Source organism: Mesorhizobium ciceri biovar biserrulae WSM1271 (genome assembly GCF_000185905.1).
Lineage (GTDB): Bacteria > Pseudomonadota > Alphaproteobacteria > Rhizobiales > Rhizobiaceae > Mesorhizobium > Mesorhizobium ciceri.
In genome coordinates this window covers 5,242,421-5,258,135 of sequence record NC_014923.1, presented here as the reverse complement: position 1 = coordinate 5,258,135, position 15,715 = coordinate 5,242,421, and the positions used below count along the sequence as shown (strand labels likewise).

Here is a 15,715-nt window from a genome sequence, read left to right as displayed (position 1 = left end):
CCGTTAGGGGATTCTGCTTGACAGTTTCATGGATATGAAAAACTCTAGGCTAATTTCAAATCTCCAATAGGCAGGTCGATGTCGACCCTAGTTGCAACATCAGCGCCAGAGGCCCGGTCTTCCCAGGGCTTCCGGGTCGCCATGCTGCTGCCGGGCGCGCTGGTCACCTTGCTGCTGATCCTGTTTGCGCTTGGCCTCGTGCTTTTCCTCGCCTTCCGCGGCAATGACGGTTCGCTGCTCGGCGCCGGTTTCACCGTCGCGAACTTCGTCACCGTGGTGTCCGATCCGCTGTACTGGACGGTGACGCTGCGCTCGCTGATCATTGCCGCTCTGGTCACGCTGGCGACGGTCGTCACTGCCTATCCCGTCGCCTACTACCTTGCCTTCCACGCCGGCCGGCGGCGCGGCCTGCTGCTGTTCCTGGTGACGCTGCCGTTCTGGACCAGCTATCTCCTGCGCGTCTTCGCCTGGAAGATCGTGCTCGCCTACAATGGCGTTTTGAACTCGGCGCTGATCGAAAGCGGCATCTGGTCCGAGCCGACATTGGCCTTTCTCAACACGCCGGCCGCCGTCGTCGTCACGCTGGCGCACGCCTATGCGCCTTTCGCCATCCTGCCGATCTACGTGGCGCTGGACACCATCCCGAAATCGCTGATCGAGGCCGCTTCCGATCTCGGCGCGCGGCCATTCACCTCTTTCCGCCGGATCGTGCTGCCCAATTCGATGCCGGGCGTGCTGGCGGCAGCCCTCGTCGTCTTCGTGCCGACGGTCGGCGACTATGTCACGCCGGCGCTCGTCGGCGGCCCGGCCAGCACCATGATCGGCACGCTGATCCAGGCGCAATTCGGCAAGGCCAATGACTGGCCGTTTGGCGCAGCACTCTCCGTCGCCGTCATGCTGGTCATCCTGTGCGTGGTGCTGGTCGCCCGCTTCGCCGACCGCAGATTTGGCAGCCGCACATGAGCACTGCACGCACGCAGGGAGGTGGCCGCTGGCTCGGCATGTATGTCGCCGCCTATTTGGTCTTTCTCTATCTGCCGGTGCTGCTGATCCCGCTGTTTTCCTTCAACAACTCGATCCAGGCAGCGTTTCCGCTGCAAGGTTTTACCTTGCAATGGTACGCGACGCTGTTCGGCAATTCGGCGCTGACCGGTGCACTCTTGAACAGCCTCGCCATCGGCGCCTTCGCCGCCACGGGTGCGACGCTGTGCGGCATCACCGTGTCCTACATGGACCTCTACGGCCGCTCGCCGCTGGCCGCCACCATCAGCGCCATCGCAAGGCTGCCGATCCTGATCCCGGGCGTCATCGTCGGCATATCGCTGCTGATCCTCATCAACCTCGTTGGTCTGGGGCCATCGCGCGTCGCCATCGTTCTCGGCCATATATTGGTGGCGCTGCCGACGACCGTGGTGATCATGCGCAGCCGCTTCGCCGCCATCCCGAAAACCATTCGCGAGGCGGCACTCGATCTCGGCGCCTCCGACTGGACGACCTTCCGGCGGGTCATGCTGCCGCTCAGCCTGCCGGCCATCGTCTCGGCATTCATGCTGGCCTTCCTGATCTCCTTCGACGAATTCATCGTCGTGTTCTTCCTGGCCGGCACCGAGCCGACGCTGCCGCTCTACATCTGGAGCCAGCTGCGTTTTCCCCGGTCGCTGCCGACGGTGATGGCACTGGGCACTTCGATCCTGGCGGTGTCCTTCGTCATCGCTGCAACAGCTGAAATTCTGCGCCATCGCGGCTTGTCCGCCACGGCGCCAAAGCGCGCGGATCCATCACAACCAAAACAGACCAAGAGAGGAGAACTGCAATGGCATTCGACCTGAAATCGATCTCTGCAAAGACTGTTTGCGCTGGATTGACGGCGTTCGCGCTGGCGCTGTCGTCGACCGTCGCTTTCGCCGGCGACAAGCTGCAATATTTCACCTGGTCGGGCTATGAACTGCCCGACTTCAACAAGAGCTTCCTTGCCGCGCATCCCGATGGCGTCGAGGCCTCGATCTTCGGTGACGACGATGACGCCTTCACCAAGGTCAAGGCCGGCTTCCGACCAGACATTGCGCATCCCTGCTATGACAAGGTGGCGCGCTGGAACAAGGAAGGCCTGCTGCAGCCGATCGACACCAAGCGCATCAAGAACTGGGACTCGATCTTCCCGGTGTTCAAGAACCTGCCAGACCTGCAGGCTGGCGACGGCAAGGTCTGGATGGTGCCGTGGGACTGGGGCAACACCTCGATCCTCTACCGCACCGATCTGGTGGAGAACCCGGAAGCGAGCTGGAACCTTTTGTGGGACAAGCAGTATGCCGGTCGCATGGCGACGATCGACGCGGTGCATGACACGCCTGTCGTGGCGGCGCTGCTCGCCGGCGTCAATCCGTTCGACATGACGCCGGAGCAAATGGACAAGGTGGCCGAGAAGCTGCGCGAGCAGCGCCCGCTGCTCTCCAACTACACCACCGACATGACCTCCGTCGAACAGGCGCTGGCCAGCGGCCAATTGGTCGCCGCCATGACCTGGAACGCGTCGGCCACCTCGCTCAAGAAGCAGGGCGTGCCGGTCGAGTTCATGAAGCCCAAGGAGGGCATGCTGACTTGGGCCTGCGGCTTCGTGATGCTCAAGGACGCCAAGAATGTCGACCTCGCCTATGATTTCATCAACAGCCGGCTGGAGACGGATTCCGGCAAATACCTGATCGAGGCCTACGGCTATGGCAGCTCGACCAGTTCGGCCTTCGCCGCGGTGCCGAAGGAGGAGCTGGAGAAATTGCAGCTGCCGTCCGACCCGGAGGTGATGCTGAAGACCACCATCTTCACCGGACCGATGAAACAGAATGACGACCTCGCCAAGATGTTCGAAAAGGTCAAGGCGGGGGGATAAAGCTCCCCCTTCTCCCCTTGTGGGAGAAGGTGTCGCCGAAGGCGACGGATGAGGGGTGCTCCAGGGAACACCAGCGTCTCACTCCGCTGGAACACCCCTCAACCGTCTCGGCGCTGCGCGCCGATCCACCTTCTCCCACAAGGGGAGAAGGGAAAGCAAACGAGGACTAACGCATGGACATGCTGGACGAAACGGCTGGGAAGCCGAAGGACGATGCCGACGTTCGCGTCGGCCGGCGCGTGCGGGCGCTGCGGCTGGAGCGCAATTTGTCGCTGGCCGATCTTGCGGCAAAGGCCGGCGTGTCGATCGGTGCATTGAGCCAGATCGAGCGCGGCATGTCCTCGCTGCGCGTCAAGGTGATCTGGCCGCTCGCCGCCGCCCTCGACATCGAGCCGTCGGCGCTGATCGCCGACGGCAGCGACACGGCGAACGACCTCTATTGCGTGCGTGCCGACAAGCGGCGGCAAATCCCGGTGAAATCGGAAGGCATTGCCAAGGCGCTGCTGTCACCCCCGGGCGCGACGCTGACCGGCATGCTGGTGACGGTGGAAGCCGGCGGCGGCACGGCCGAGGCCTATGCGCATGCCGGCCATGAATTCGGCTTCGTGCTGGCTGGTGAGGTCGAACTGGTGGTGGATTCGACAAAGTACGTGCTGAAGGCCGGCGACAGCTTTGCCTTCAAGAGCACGCTTTTGCATGCCTTCCGCAATCCGGGCGCCGAGCGGTGCCAGATACTCTGGGTCAACACCACGAAGCCGTCCGAGGTTCGCGATGGCGCCTGATCCACTCGTCCGGCTGCAGGCGGTCTCGAAGATTTTTCCTGGCGGCATCGTCGGGCTCGACGCCGTCGATCTCGACATTGTCAGCGGCGAGTTCATCACGCTGCTCGGGCCGTCGGGTTGCGGCAAGACCACCAGTCTGCGCGTCATCGCCGGTTTCGAAAGCCCGTCGAGCGGCAAGGTGCTGCTAGACGGCCGCGATATCACGGCACTTCGCCCGTTCGACCGGCCGGTCAATACCGTGTTCCAGGACTACGCGCTGTTCCCGCACATGAATGTTGCAGAAAATGTCGGCTTCGGTCTGTCGCTGCGCAAACTGTCTGGAGCCGAACAGGCTAAGCGCACCGGCGAAGCGCTCGACATGGTCGGTCTCGCCGACAAGCTTGGCGCCCGTGTCTCCGAACTGTCTGGCGGCCAGCGCCAACGCGTCGCGCTCGCGCGTGCCATCGTCTGCGAGCCGCGCGTGCTGCTGCTCGACGAGCCGCTGTCGGCGCTCGATGCGCATCTGCGCGAACAGATGCAGGTTGAGCTGAAGCGGCTGCAGTCGCGGCTTGGCACCACCTTCGTCATGGTCACCCACGACCAGACCGAAGCGCTGTCGATTTCCGACCGCATCGTCGTCATGAACAAGGGCCGCATCGAGCAGATCGCACCGCCGGCCACACTTTATGACCGGCCTGCCACGAAGTTTGTGGCGAGCTTCATCGGCACCATGAATCTCCTGCAATCACGGTTTGTCGGCCGCGATGGCGATCGCTTGCGTTTCACCGCCGGCACCCTGCCGCTGGAGGCTATTTCCGAAACCGGCGAGGCACCTGCCGAGGGCGCTACCCGCACCATCGGCGTGCGCCCGGAGGATTTGCTGGCGATGACCGAGGCCGCGCCCGGCACCGCACCGGCGCGCGTCAACAGCGTCGTCTTTCACGGCCGCACGCTGCGCCTGCATGCCGAACTCGGGCAGGGCGCGCCTGTCGTCATCGACGCGCCGCGCCAGGCCGAGGGTTTTCGCTTCCAGGTCGGCGACGTGGCGCATATCAGCCTGCGCCGTGGCGCCAACTGCCCAGTGCTGCCAGGTTAGTTCATCGAACGCTAAAAACCGGGGCCAACTGGGCGATCCACGATTTCCTCGAGGTCGAGGGTATCATCGGCTGCTGGGCGTGAGCTCGAATAGATTCCAGGCTTGACTCAAGGAGAGTGTTCCTGTTTTGTTCCAGAATGGAGCAAAACAGGAGCGTTCTTTGCCGGGCGTGTGCGTATGTATCTGCAAGGCGAATTCGACTATGGACTTCCAGAGCCGCCATGGCGGCCTAAACGGCCCGAGCGCGTGTTCTTCGGTTTGTTTTTGCATTCTAAGGACCATTCGCGCTTTGCCGATTGTCAAAATCGGCTATGCGGCCAATGCGGGGTAACCGGCGACCAACTGCTACCGGAGCGTTTTCACGTCAGCCTGCAGCATGTCGGTGATTACAAAAGGCTACGGTCCAAAATTCTTTTTGCGGCCGCCCGATCGGGACGGTGCATTGCGATGGCCCCGTTCGAGGTTACCTTTCGCTATGCCAGTAGCTTTCCCGGCCGACCGGCGACTAGGGGCAAGCCAGCCAAACACCCTTTCGTGCTTCTCGCCGATGACGGACCGGTTTGTGAGTTGAGCAGGAAGCTCGGCGTCGAAATGCTGCGCGAAGGCCTCAAGGCGTCAGATGGTTTCGTTCCGCATCTGACGCTTGCATATGACCGAAAACTTGTCCCCAAACAGCCTATGGGCCCAATCAGCTTTGTTGCACGAGAGTTCGTCCTTGTGCACAGCTTGCGCGGACTGAAGAAGTACGTTTTCCCGGAATGTTGGCCGCTGAGCGCGATGTGATGTGCTCACATCGTCGTCACATACTCCGAGCGATATCCATCATCCTGACATGGCTTGTCAGCACGGCGCGGTCCGACGATGGCAGGCCAGCAGGCTGTTCCCTACCTAAATGCGTCTGAACAGGAGGAACGCAAATGACCATCGCCGAAATTGCCAAGGATTTCACCGAGCTGCTCAAGCAGGGCGAGAACGAAGCTGCCGCCGAGAAGTACAATTCCGACGATATCGTGAGCTACGAAGCCATGGAGGGGCCGATGGCCATCTCCCGTGGCAAGGAGGCTCTCAGGCAGAAGGGCCAGTGGTGGCAGGAGAACAATGAAGTCCATGGCGGCTCTGTCGAAGGCCCCTATGTCAATGGCGACCAGTTCGCGGTGCGCTTCAAGTTCGACATAACGCCCAAGGCTACCGGCGAGCGTGTCACCATGGATGAAGTCGGCCTCTACACGGTCAAAAACGGCAAGATCACCGAAGAGCGCTTCTATTATTGAGGCCGGACCCCCGGCTTCCGGCTCACATCGCTGCTGCATGATCTGGAGGTTAGACGGCCAGGACATTGTTCTGGCCGTCATGTGGAACGGAGATATGGCAACGGCTCTGGCAAAGCGGAAAGGGTGGTTTAGTCTGTGGAACGGATTCGACAGTCAGCCAAGGAAGCACGCTTTTGACGATCACCATGTATGGCATCACCACTTGCGACACGGTCAGGAAGGCGCGCGTCTGGCTGGAAGGCCATGACGTAGCCTACCGGTTTCACGATTTCAGGGCCGAGGGACTGGACGCGAAGCGGCTGGATGGTTGGGCGGGCAAGGTCGGCTGGGAAAAGCTGCTCAACAAGGCGAGCACGACGTTCCGCGAGCTGCCGGACAAGGAAAAGCAGGGTCTCGACGAGAAGAGCGCCAAGGCGCTGATGCTGGCCAAGCCGACCATGATCAAGCGGCCGGTGCTGGAAGTAGGCGACCGGGTTATGGTCGGGTTCAAGGCTGATGTCTATGAGGCGGCGGTGGGGAAGTAGAGCTGCCTCTCGTTCCACGGTGTTCCGTGGCGCCCCCCTCTGTCCTGCCGGACATCTCCCCCTCAAGTGGGGAGATTGGCAGCTTCGCCGCTCCGCCATCCTGTCACGTTCGGGATTTGCGAAGAAGATGATGACAGCGGATCTCCCCACTTGAGGGGGAGATGGCCGGCAGGCCAGAGGGGGGGGCGCTGTTCCGCCGACCGCCATAAAATCTCAGCGTCCGTGCAAATACCCCGCCAGCGCCACCGCATTGTTGTGCGCCTCGTCATGCGCGCCGTAGAGCAGCGTCACCTTGCCGTTACCCAGCAGGCCTCGCAACTGCGTCACCGCCGCGCCATTCCCATCCAGCTCAGCGCCATACCGCTCCTGAAACTCCGCCCAGCGCACCGCCTCGTGTCCGAACCATTTGCGCAACTCGTCGCTCGGCGCGATGTCCTTCAACCACAGCGTCAGCGCGGCGTCTTGCTTGCTGACGCCGCGCGGCCAGATGCGGTCGACCAGAACCCGCTGCCCGTCATCGGCAGCGGGCGGCTCGTAGATACGCTTGACCGCGATCTTGAAGGCCATCACACCTCTCGGCTGGAACCCTCAGGCCCACTCGCCCTTGCGCATGACAGGCACGCGGGCGCCGTCCTTGTGGACGCCATCGATGTCGATCTTGTCCGAGCCGATCATCCAGTCGATGTGGATGAAGCTCTTGTTGCCGCCGCGCGCGGCGATCTCGTCCTGGCTGAGCGAGGCGCCGTCGACGAAGCACTTCGAATAGCATTGGCCGAGCGCGATGTGGCAGGCGGCGTTCTCGTCGAACAGCGTGTTGAAGAACAACAGGCCGCTGGCCGAGATCGGCGAGGAATGCGGCACCAGCGCCACCTCGCCGAGACGGCGCGCGCCCTCGTCGGTGTCGAGCACTTTCTTCAGCACGTCCTCGCCCTTCGATGCCTTGGCCTCGACGATCCTGCCTTCTTCGAAACGCACCGAAATGTCGTCGATCAGCGTGCCCTGGTAGGACAGCGGCTTGGTCGAGGAGACATGGCCTTCGACCCGCCTCGCATGCGGCGTGGTGAAGACCTCCTCGGTCGGGATGTTGGGGTTGCAGGTGATACCGTTCTTGGCGGTCGAGGCGCCGCCCATCCATTCATGGCCGTCCGCCAGTCCAACCGTCAGGTCGGTGCCCGGTCCGGTGAAGTGCAGCGCATGGAAATTATGGCCGTTGAGCCATTCTGTGCGGCTGCGAAGCGCTGTATTGTGCGCCTTCCAATTGCCGATCGGGTCCTCCACATCGACCCGCGACGCGGCGAAGATGGCATCGGCGAGCTTCACGACCGCAACATCGTCGGCATCGCCGGGAAAGACCTGTTTGGCCCAGGCGAGGTCCGGATAGGCGACGATGTTCCAGTTGATGTCGAAGCCGGTGATCTTTTCCAGCGCCGGCTGATAAGCCATCGAATTGGCCTTGTTGGCGCGCGCCACTTTCGCCGGATCCTGTGCGGAGAGCAGCGACGGATCCTCGCCGCGCACCGCAAGCCTGGCCGCATTGTTGGAGAAGGCCTTCGCCATGCCTTCATAGAGCCAGCCGGCGGCGCGGTCGAAACCGGCATCGGCGCCGAAGCGGTAGCGCGCCAGCGTCATCTCGTCATCGTTGAAGATCGGCGTCACCAGGCCGGCGCCGGCCTTGTAGGCATGCTCGACGATCCGCCTGGTTAGCGGCAGTGCCGCGATCGATGACGTCAGCACCAGATCCTGCCCTGGCTGCAATTGCAGCCCGACCTTGATGGCGACTTCCGCCAGCCTGTCGAGCTTCACCGGGTCGATTGATGCGGAAACGCCGCGCGAATGTGTGGTCATGATCCTGCCTGTCGTAGTTTGATGTCCGACCTACCATAGAGCGGCGGCGCGGCGCTTTCCACCGCGATCGCGCCGGCGGGTTTTGGGTTTGCGGACCCGAACCGCGCCATGGTTGCTTCGATCTCTTCCCTGATCCAGACCTTGAAATCCCGGACCTTGCGGCTTTCCGCCTTGACGGACGAGGTCACCAGCCAATAGCCGAGCCCGCTCTGGGCGCGGATACCGAAAGGCGCCACCAGCCGCCCGTCGGCCAGCGCATCCGCGGCGAGCAATTGCCAGCCCAGCATCACGCCATGGCCGGCAATCGCCGATTCCAGGCACAGCATCGGGTCGGTGAAACGCGCACCCTTGAGGAAGCTGACAGGTGGGACGCCGGCCGTCTCGAACCAGCTTTCCCAGTTGATCATTGCTCGCTCGTCGGTGATCGCGCAGGTCTGGGCAAGGTCCTCGATCGACTTCAGTTTTTGGGCAATCGCCGGCGCGCAGACCGGGAAGACTTCCTGCGCCAAGAGCAGTTCCGTGCGCCCGCCCGGCCATTTGCCGTCGCCAAGCCGGATGGCGATGTCGATGTCTGAGTGATCGAGATTGGCCAGCCGCACCGAAGCGTCGATGCGCAGCAGCACGTTGGGATGCCGGTCGAAGTGGCGAGATAGTCTGGGCAACAGCCACTTCGAGGCAAAGGCCGGCGCCACCGAAACCACCAATGTGCATTGCGTAGCCTCGTCGGCCAGCGCCACGGCCTGGGAAAGCTCACGAAATCCAGCACCAAGGCGGGCCGCGAAGACGGCGCCGAATTCGGTCAGCACCAGACCGCTCGCCGTTCGCTCGAACAGCGCCTGGCCGAGCTGTTTTTCGGTACGGCTTATCTGCTGGCTGACGGCGCTGACGGAAACGTTGAGCTCACCGGCGGCCGCCGCCAGCGATCCGAGACGGGCAACGGTTTCGACGGCGCGCAGGCCGTTGAGGTGGACGCGGTTGAGCATGGCCATTGAGTTTTTCTAAACTGATCCGGCTGAAATCTCAATTGAAAGGCATGTCGAAACGGCGGATTTTATCGGAAGAGACAGACCTGTGGAGCCGGAAATGCTGAGGATCTTGTCGTCGTCGCTGAAGGTCTTTTTCGCTGCGAGTACGCCGTATGAGCCGCACCCGGACAGCGAAACGCAGCGATGGCTGACCGATCCGCTTTCGCATCCGATGCTGAACACCATGTCGGAGCGCGAACTGGGCGATGTGCCGTTCAGGCTGACGGCACGGCGGACAGTGCACGAGACGGCCCCGTTGCACGCCGGCGGCCGCTGCTGAGCAGGCGCCAAGCGTTCCGGCTTGAGGAAAGTCGAGGCGAGCACCACGTCCCGCGCACGCGCTGGCCCAACAGATGGCGATTGTTTCAGCGACCCCTGCACTTATTGTGCAGTGCAATGACATCAGCCACCTCGACAGCGCTGCGTTTCGCCTTCGCCGGCATGATTGCCATGGCGGTTGCCATGGGCATCGGCCGTTTCGTCTACACGCCGATCCTGCCCGGCATGATGCAGGAATTGCATCTGTCGCCTGCCGATGCCGGTTGGATCGCGTCGGCCAATTATCTCGGTTATCTCGTCGGCGCGTTGGCAGCGGCGGGCGGCTGGGCGCATGGGCGCGAGCGCCTGCTGATGCTGGCGGGGCTTGGCGCCAGTACGGTCCTTGCCGCGCTGATGGGGCTGACCGAAGCGATGGCGGCCTTTCTCGCCATCCGCTTTCTGGCCGGTCTGGCCAGCGCCTTCGTCATGGTGTTCATGGCCAGCATCGTTTTCAGCCACATCGCGGCTGCCGGTCGCAACGACCTGCAGGCCTGGCATTTCGGCGGCGTCGGGCTCGGCATAGCGGCATCGGCGGCGATGATGGCGGTGCTGGTCGCCGAGCATTCGGGCTGGGCTGCAGGCTGGCTGTGGTCGGCGGCGATTTCGGCCTGTGGTTTCGTCCTCGTTGCGCTGTTGGCCAATGAGGGTCCGCTCGGCAACGGCGAAGTCACCCGCGAGCCGGCACTGCGGATGGACCGGTCGTTGGTCAAGGTCATCGTCGCCTACGGCCTGTTCGGCTTTGGCTATGTGGTGACGGCGACATTCCTGGTCGCCATCGTCCGGCAAGGCGGCGGCAGCCGCGTCTTCGAGGCCATGGTGTGGATGGTCGCCGGTCTTGCGGGCTTTCCCTCAGTCTGGCTCTGGCAGAAGATCGCGGCCCGCACCGGCCTCTATGCCGCCTATGCGCTGGCGTGCTTCATCGAAGTTGCCGGCGTCACCGCCAGCGTCGCCATCGGCGGCGCCACCGGGCCGCTGCTTTCCGGCGTGCTGCTCGGTGGCACCTTCATTGCCATCACCGCATTTGGCCTGCAGGCCGCCCGGCAGCAGGCGCCAAGCGCGCCGCGGCGGATATTCGCCCTGATGACGGCTGCGTTCGGCCTTGGCCAGATCATCGGGCCGGTCGCCGCCGGGTTTCTGGCGCAGATGTCCGGCGATTTCTTCCTCGCCTCGATCACAGCCGCGATCGTGCTGGTCGTCTCCGGCGCCATCACATGGTCGGCTGCGCCAAAATCGCCATGATTGTGGGCTTGCTGTGCCGGGCATCGGGCACGGGCATTTTCTTTCCCACTAATGTGTGACTTTATGCCCGCTGTCGTCAGCTGATTTGTGCCTAGATCGAGGAATTCGCCACAGTGTTCGTATCCTTTTTCCCGCAGCCGAAGCTGTTCTTCACTTCGGCCGCCGTCTGGAGCCTTGCGGCGATCCTGTTCTGGTTCTTCGGTGGTGAACAATTAGGTACGGTTTTCGGATTGCCGCCCGCCGCGGCCGGCGCGCCGCCCATCATCGGCATCGCCATCCTCGTATCGAAGCCGTTCCTCTGGTTCTATCTCTATTTCGCGTTCTGCGTGCTCGTCTTCTACGCATTCTGGAGCTGGTATTCGCCGCATCCATGGCAACGCTGGTCGATCCTGATGACCGCGGTCATCCTGTTCTTCATCTATTTCAATGTGCAGGTCAGCGTCGCCGTCAACGCCTGGTATGGGCCTTTCTTCGACTATGTGCAGGGGCTGATGTCGGGGACTGGAAAGTCGACCAACAGCGAATTTTATATCGGATTGGCTGATTTTTCGTGGCTCGCCCTGGTCGGCATGAATGTGCAGGTGGTCAACGCCTTCATCGTCAGTCACTGGATCTTCCGTTGGCGCACGGCGATGAACAACTACTTCGTCGAGAATTGGGGCAGGCTACGCCATATCGAGGGTGCCTCGCAGCGCATCCAGGAAGACACGATGCGGTTCTCGCAGATCATGGAAGATCTCGGCTCCAGCTTCGTCCAGTCGATTATGACGTTGATCGCATTCCTGCCGGTCATGATCCAGTTGCAGGCCCATATCACCGAGTTGCCGATTATCGGCGCGATTCCACAGCCATTGGTTGTCGCAGCCCTTGCCTGGTGTCTGTTCGGGACGATCTCGGTCATGGTTGCAGGTCTGAAACTTCCAGGGCTGCAGTTCCGCAACCAGCGCGTTGAGGCAGCCTACCGCAAGGAACTCGTCTACGGCGAGGATCACGCGGACCGGGCCCAGCCGGCCACCACGGCCGAGCTGTTCGAGAATGTTCGCCACAATTATTTCAGGCTCTATTTCCACTACATCTATTTCAACGTCGTCCGTTACACCTACCTGCAGGCCGACAACATTTTCTCGCTGCTGATCCTCGGTCCCTCGCTGGTGGCGCACAAGATCACGTTCGGCGCGCTGAACCAGATTTCGAACGCATTCGGCAAGGTGACCGGTTCACTGCAGTTTCTGCTCACCTCCTGGTCGACCATCGTCGAGCTGCAATCGGTCCACAAGCGCCTGCGCGCCTTCGAGGCGACGCTGCAAGGCGAGCCGCTGCCCGATATCGACCAGCGCTATCTGGCAAGGCAGGGCGCTGAGGATCCGGCCTAAAGATCGAGGTTGGAAACGAACCGGGTTGGCGGCTCAGCCGCCGACCGAGACCTGCCTCTGGCCGGCATCCTGGCGCGAAACATAATCGCGAAAACTGATGCATTCGACATCGGCCTTGACGCAGACCTCGCCGGCAAAGCGCTCCAGCGCGTTCCAGTAGGCGCCGTCATTCATCAGCGCGAAGTGGAAGCCGAGCTCCAGCGGAATGCGCTTGCCGGCATACTGCTTGTCGAAGGCGGCGCGGAAGGCATCATAGGTCCGGTTGGCGAACTCGCCCGCTTGGCTTGGCCGTTCGAAGCCGCCGGAATGCCTGACATAGAGATTGTAGTCCATGGCGATCACCGGCCGTGACTTCGGTCCTTCTGGAATCTGCGGCAGCGAAAAGTGCATGACGCCGTTGCTGGCCGTCGGTCGGGCGGGGCCCTGCGAGACGCCGCTGGCGTCGAATTGATAGCCGGCGGCCGGCAGCGCTTCATAGAGCGCCTTGCCCGTCGACAGATACGGCGCGCGAAAACCGACAACCGCATGCCGTGCGAAATCGCGCCAGCCCTCAGGCTCGGGCGCAATGCCGTTGATGGCATAGGCGTTCTCGAGAATGTGCTCGAACGAACCGAACTCTTTCAGCCAGTCGGCCTTGCTCCAGTCCTTGCCGTCGAAATGGCCGCAGCCATGGCTGGCGATGTCGTGGCCCTCATGCGCGGCAAGCCCGATCTGCTCGAGCCGGTCGGTGACTTCCTGTTTCGAGGCGGCAAAGCCGATATTGGATTTCCCGGCGCTTCTGCCGGGTGCGGTGTATTCCTTGCGTGTTTCCGTCGACAGCAGGAAGACGCAGGACAGAAAATAGGTGAAATGTGCGCCGGTGCGCTCAGCCAGTGCTCGACTGCGCTTCCACTGCGAAATGTCGCGGGCGCTGTCGAACGAGATGATGACGACCTGCTTGGGCTTTGCCGGCACCGGTGGCGCGGGCGGGTCGGCCAGAGCCACGCCGGCAGTGACGAGCGCGGCAAGCGAAAACGCAACAACGCGGAACGGACGAAGCATAGGAAATCTGATCTCAACTCGGGGAACGTCTGCAAGCCGGCTATCGCCTAAATGTGGCGCGGGTGCGATGGGCCTCTTCGGCTGCTCGTCCGGGGCAAACATCCGTTTGCCCCGGACAATAGCGATTTTCCGGTTGAACCCCTTCCATGCCGGCAAAATTTCGCTAAAACGCGGGCTGACAAAGGCCCGACCGGGCAGGAATGGTTTGATTTGATGTCCGACGACAGTTTTATCCGTGAAGTCAACGACGAGATCCGTCGCGAACAGGCGCAGGCGCTGTGGGACCGTTTTGGCCCAGCCCTGATTGTCGTTGCGATCCTCGTGGTGCTCGGCACCGCAGCCTTCGTCGGCTATCGCTACTGGGACGAGACGCGCGCCAACCGCTCGGGCGATGCGTTCTCGCAGGCGCTGAAGCTTGCCAATGACGGCAAGAACGATGAGGCGCTGACCGCGCTCGATCAGTTGGAGAAGGATGGCTACGGCGCCTATCCGCTGCTCGCACGCATGCGCGGCGCGACCGTCAAGGCGAACAAGGGCGACGTTCCCGCCGCCGTCAAGGATTTCGACGAAGTCGCCGCCGACACGGCCATTCCTCAGAGCATTCGCGACATGGCGCGGCTGCGGGCAGCGCTGCTGCTCGTCGACCATGGCTCGTTCGCCGACGTGTCCAGCCGTGTCGAAGCGCTGACATCCGACACCAACACGCTGCGCCACACGGCGCGCGAGGCGCTCGGCCTTTCCGCCTGGAAGGAAGGCAAGACGCAGGACGCGCTGAAACTGTTCGACCAGATCGCCGCCGATGACGGCGCCCCGCGCAACACCCGCGAGCGCGCAACATTGATGTCCGAGCTGATCCGCGGGTCGGGCAGTGCGTCGTGACCTTCAAAGTCGCCATCATCGGCAGACCTAACGTCGGCAAATCGACTCTCTTCAATCGGCTGGTGGGAAGAAAGCTGGCGCTTGTCGACGACACGCCGGGCGTCACCCGCGATCGTCGCGTCCACGCCGCCAAACTCTACGACCTGCATTTCGATGTCATCGACACCGCCGGCTTCGAGGACGCTGGTGCCTCGACCTTGCCCGGCCGCATGCGTGCGCAGACCGAGATCGCTATCCGCGAGGCCGACCTGATCTTCTTCACCATCGACGCCAAGTCCGGCCTTTTGCCTGATGACAGGACCTTCGCCGAGATCGTGCGCAAGTCCGGCAAGCCGGTCGTGCTGGTCGCCAACAAGGCCGAGGCGAAGGGCGCCCAGGGCGGTATGCTGGAAGCCTGGGAGCTCGGCCTTGGCGAGCCGATCCCGGTTTCGGCCGAGCATGGCCAGGGCATGCCCGATTTGCGCGACGCCGTGATCGGCGCGCTCGGCGAAGCGCGCGCCTTCGGCGAAGACGAAGATGGCGAAGACGAAGAGATTGCTGCCGGCGAGGTGCTGATCGGCGAGGATATCGCCGATCCGGATGCCGAGCACACCTATGACGACACCAAGCCGATGCGCATCGCCGTCGTCGGCCGTCCCAATGCCGGCAAGTCGACGCTGATCAACGCGCTGATCGGCGAAGAACGGCTGCTCACCGGACCGGAAGCCGGCATCACCCGTGATTCGATCTCGGTCGATTGGGATTGGCATGGCCGCCGCCTGAAGCTGTTCGATACGGCCGGCATGCGCCGCAAGGCCAGGATTCACGAAAAGCTCGAAGTGATGTCGGTGCAGGACGGCCTGCGCGCCATCCGCTTCGCCGAGATCGTCATCATCGTGCTCGACGCCACCATTCCCTTCGAGAAGCAGGATCTGCAGATCGCCGACCTGATCATCAGGGAAGGGCGGGCGCCGGTGATCGCCTTCAACAAATGGGACCTGATCGACCATCCCCAGGAGCTTCTGGCCGAACTGCGCGAGAAGACGGAACGGCTTCTTCCCCAGGCGCGCGGCCTGCAGGCCGTACCTGTCTCCGGCGAGACCGGGCGCGGCCTCGACAAGCTGATGGATGCCGTCATCAGGACCCACAAGGTATGGAACAGCCGCGTCTCGACTGGCAAGCTCAACCGCTGGCTGGAAGGCATCCTGGCACACCATCCGCCGCCTGCCGTGGCAGGGCGCCGGCTGAAGGTCAAATACGTCACCCAGGCCAAGACCCGGCCGCCGGGTTTCGTTGTCCAGTGCTCGCGGCCCGATGCGATGCCGCAATCCTATGTCCGCTATCTCTCCAACAGCCTGCGCGAAGCCTTCGACATGCCCGGCGTGCCGATCCGCATCGCGCTGCGTACGTCGGACAATCCATTCGCCGGCAGGTCGAACAAGCGTAAATAAGCGGTCGGGCGCTGGATACCTGTTCCGGC

The 15,715-nt window shown here is 62.7% G+C and carries 17 protein-coding genes; 13 read left to right on the top strand and 4 right to left on the bottom strand.

The window, feature by feature from the left end:
- Positions 1–78 precede the first annotated feature (78 nt).
- From MESCI_RS25625 to MESCI_RS25590, 8 genes are all read left to right on the top strand, one after another.
- On the top strand, positions 79–963 hold the full coding sequence (locus MESCI_RS25625) for an ABC transporter permease (RefSeq protein ID WP_013532864.1): 885 nt from the start codon (positions 79–81) through the stop codon (positions 961–963).
- The gene (locus MESCI_RS25620) at positions 960–1,829 is read left to right on the top strand and encodes an ABC transporter permease (RefSeq protein WP_013532863.1); all 870 of its coding nucleotides are present in this window, start codon (positions 960–962) and stop codon (positions 1,827–1,829) included. Before MESCI_RS25625 ends, MESCI_RS25620 begins: the two co-directional genes overlap by 4 nt.
- Positions 1,814–2,884, top strand: coding sequence for an ABC transporter substrate-binding protein (locus MESCI_RS25615; RefSeq protein ID WP_013532862.1), 1,071 nt, complete (start codon positions 1,814–1,816; stop codon positions 2,882–2,884). Before MESCI_RS25620 ends, MESCI_RS25615 begins: the two co-directional genes overlap by 16 nt.
- 173 nt (positions 2,885–3,057) lie before the next feature.
- Positions 3,058–3,666: a cupin domain-containing protein gene (locus MESCI_RS25610; RefSeq protein WP_013532861.1), complete on the top strand. Its 609-nt coding sequence runs from the start codon at positions 3,058–3,060 to the stop codon at positions 3,664–3,666.
- A complete protein-coding gene (locus MESCI_RS25605; protein WP_013532860.1) occupies positions 3,656–4,741 on the top strand; it encodes an ABC transporter ATP-binding protein in 1,086 nt (361 codons plus the stop codon). The genes MESCI_RS25610 and MESCI_RS25605 overlap by 11 nt, the downstream gene beginning before the upstream one ends.
- A 177-nt stretch (positions 4,742–4,918) precedes the next feature.
- Complete coding sequence (locus tag MESCI_RS25600; protein ID WP_013532859.1) at positions 4,919–5,524, top strand: 2'-5' RNA ligase family protein; 606 nt, start codon at positions 4,919–4,921, stop codon at positions 5,522–5,524.
- 134 nt (positions 5,525–5,658) lie between these two features.
- Entirely contained in the window at positions 5,659–6,012 is a 354-nt protein-coding gene (locus MESCI_RS25595) for a nuclear transport factor 2 family protein (protein WP_013532858.1), read from the top strand.
- 173 nt (positions 6,013–6,185) lie between these two features.
- Entirely contained in the window at positions 6,186–6,536 is a 351-nt protein-coding gene (locus tag MESCI_RS25590; protein ID WP_013532857.1) for an ArsC family reductase, read from the top strand.
- Between the two features lie 213 nt (positions 6,537–6,749).
- Here MESCI_RS25590 and MESCI_RS25585 read toward each other — a convergent pair whose 3' ends face one another.
- The 3 genes from MESCI_RS25585 to MESCI_RS25575 are packed head-to-tail and all read right to left on the bottom strand — an operon-like array spanning position 6,750 to position 9,370.
- On the bottom strand, positions 6,750–7,103 hold the full coding sequence (locus MESCI_RS25585) for a DUF488 domain-containing protein (RefSeq protein ID WP_013532856.1): 354 nt from the start codon (positions 7,101–7,103) through the stop codon (positions 6,750–6,752).
- Positions 7,104–7,124: 21 nt separating this feature from the next.
- The gene (locus MESCI_RS25580; protein WP_013532855.1) at positions 7,125–8,381 is read right to left on the bottom strand and encodes an aminopeptidase; all 1,257 of its coding nucleotides are present in this window, start codon (positions 8,379–8,381) and stop codon (positions 7,125–7,127) included.
- The gene (locus MESCI_RS25575) at positions 8,378–9,370 is read right to left on the bottom strand and encodes a LysR substrate-binding domain-containing protein (protein ID WP_013532854.1); all 993 of its coding nucleotides are present in this window, start codon (positions 9,368–9,370) and stop codon (positions 8,378–8,380) included. Before MESCI_RS25575 ends, MESCI_RS25580 begins: the two co-directional genes overlap by 4 nt.
- Positions 9,371–9,464: 94 nt before the next feature.
- On the opposite strand from MESCI_RS25575, the gene MESCI_RS25570 reads away from it, so the two are divergent.
- From MESCI_RS25570 to sbmA, 3 genes are all read left to right on the top strand, one after another.
- A complete protein-coding gene (locus MESCI_RS25570) occupies positions 9,465–9,686 on the top strand; it encodes a hypothetical protein (protein ID WP_013532853.1) in 222 nt (73 codons plus the stop codon).
- Positions 9,687–9,802: 116 nt separating this feature from the next.
- Complete coding sequence (locus MESCI_RS25565) at positions 9,803–10,963, top strand: YbfB/YjiJ family MFS transporter (RefSeq protein ID WP_013532852.1); 1,161 nt, start codon at positions 9,803–9,805, stop codon at positions 10,961–10,963.
- A gap of 113 nt (positions 10,964–11,076) precedes the next feature.
- Positions 11,077–12,336, top strand: coding sequence for a peptide antibiotic transporter SbmA (sbmA, locus tag MESCI_RS25560; protein ID WP_013532851.1), 1,260 nt, complete (start codon positions 11,077–11,079; stop codon positions 12,334–12,336).
- A gap of 33 nt (positions 12,337–12,369) precedes the next feature.
- Here sbmA and MESCI_RS25555 read toward each other — a convergent pair whose 3' ends face one another.
- Positions 12,370–13,377: a polysaccharide deacetylase family protein gene (locus MESCI_RS25555; RefSeq protein WP_013532850.1), complete on the bottom strand. Its 1,008-nt coding sequence runs from the start codon at positions 13,375–13,377 to the stop codon at positions 12,370–12,372.
- A 213-nt stretch (positions 13,378–13,590) separates the two neighbouring features.
- Between MESCI_RS25555 and MESCI_RS25550 the strand changes: the two genes are divergently transcribed.
- Positions 13,591–14,256, top strand: coding sequence for a tetratricopeptide repeat protein (locus MESCI_RS25550; protein WP_013532849.1), 666 nt, complete (start codon positions 13,591–13,593; stop codon positions 14,254–14,256).
- Entirely contained in the window at positions 14,253–15,686 is a 1,434-nt protein-coding gene (gene der / locus MESCI_RS25545; RefSeq protein WP_013532848.1) for a ribosome biogenesis GTPase Der, read from the top strand. The genes MESCI_RS25550 and der overlap by 4 nt, the downstream gene beginning before the upstream one ends.
- The last annotated feature ends 29 nt before the right edge of the window (positions 15,687–15,715 follow it).

What these genes read in the sequence shown, in the direction of transcription:
- MESCI_RS25570 (WP_013532853.1), top strand. Translation starts at nt 9,465, where the DNA reads ATGCTGAGGATCTTGTCGTCGTCGCTGAAGGTCTTTTTCGCTGCGAGT.
- MESCI_RS25575 (WP_013532854.1), bottom strand. Translation starts at nt 9,370, where the DNA reads ATGGCCATGCTCAACCGCGTCCACCTCAACGGCCTGCGCGCCGTCGAA.
- MESCI_RS25605 (WP_013532860.1), top strand. Translation starts at nt 3,656, where the DNA reads ATGGCGCCTGATCCACTCGTCCGGCTGCAGGCGGTCTCGAAGATTTTT.
- MESCI_RS25610 (WP_013532861.1), top strand. Translation starts at nt 3,058, where the DNA reads ATGGACATGCTGGACGAAACGGCTGGGAAGCCGAAGGACGATGCCGAC.
- MESCI_RS25615 (WP_013532862.1), top strand. Translation starts at nt 1,814, where the DNA reads ATGGCATTCGACCTGAAATCGATCTCTGCAAAGACTGTTTGCGCTGGA.
- MESCI_RS25595 (WP_013532858.1), top strand. Translation starts at nt 5,659, where the DNA reads ATGACCATCGCCGAAATTGCCAAGGATTTCACCGAGCTGCTCAAGCAG.
- MESCI_RS25580 (WP_013532855.1), bottom strand. Translation starts at nt 8,381, where the DNA reads ATGACCACACATTCGCGCGGCGTTTCCGCATCAATCGACCCGGTGAAG.
- MESCI_RS25550 (WP_013532849.1), top strand. Translation starts at nt 13,591, where the DNA reads ATGTCCGACGACAGTTTTATCCGTGAAGTCAACGACGAGATCCGTCGC.
- MESCI_RS25565 (WP_013532852.1), top strand. Translation starts at nt 9,803, where the DNA reads ATGACATCAGCCACCTCGACAGCGCTGCGTTTCGCCTTCGCCGGCATG.
- MESCI_RS25555 (WP_013532850.1), bottom strand. Translation starts at nt 13,377, where the DNA reads ATGCTTCGTCCGTTCCGCGTTGTTGCGTTTTCGCTTGCCGCGCTCGTC.
- MESCI_RS25620 (WP_013532863.1), top strand. Translation starts at nt 960, where the DNA reads ATGAGCACTGCACGCACGCAGGGAGGTGGCCGCTGGCTCGGCATGTAT.
- MESCI_RS25625 (WP_013532864.1), top strand. Translation starts at nt 79, where the DNA reads ATGTCGACCCTAGTTGCAACATCAGCGCCAGAGGCCCGGTCTTCCCAG.
- MESCI_RS25585 (WP_013532856.1), bottom strand. Translation starts at nt 7,103, where the DNA reads ATGGCCTTCAAGATCGCGGTCAAGCGTATCTACGAGCCGCCCGCTGCC.
- MESCI_RS25600 (WP_013532859.1), top strand. Translation starts at nt 4,919, where the DNA reads ATGTATCTGCAAGGCGAATTCGACTATGGACTTCCAGAGCCGCCATGG.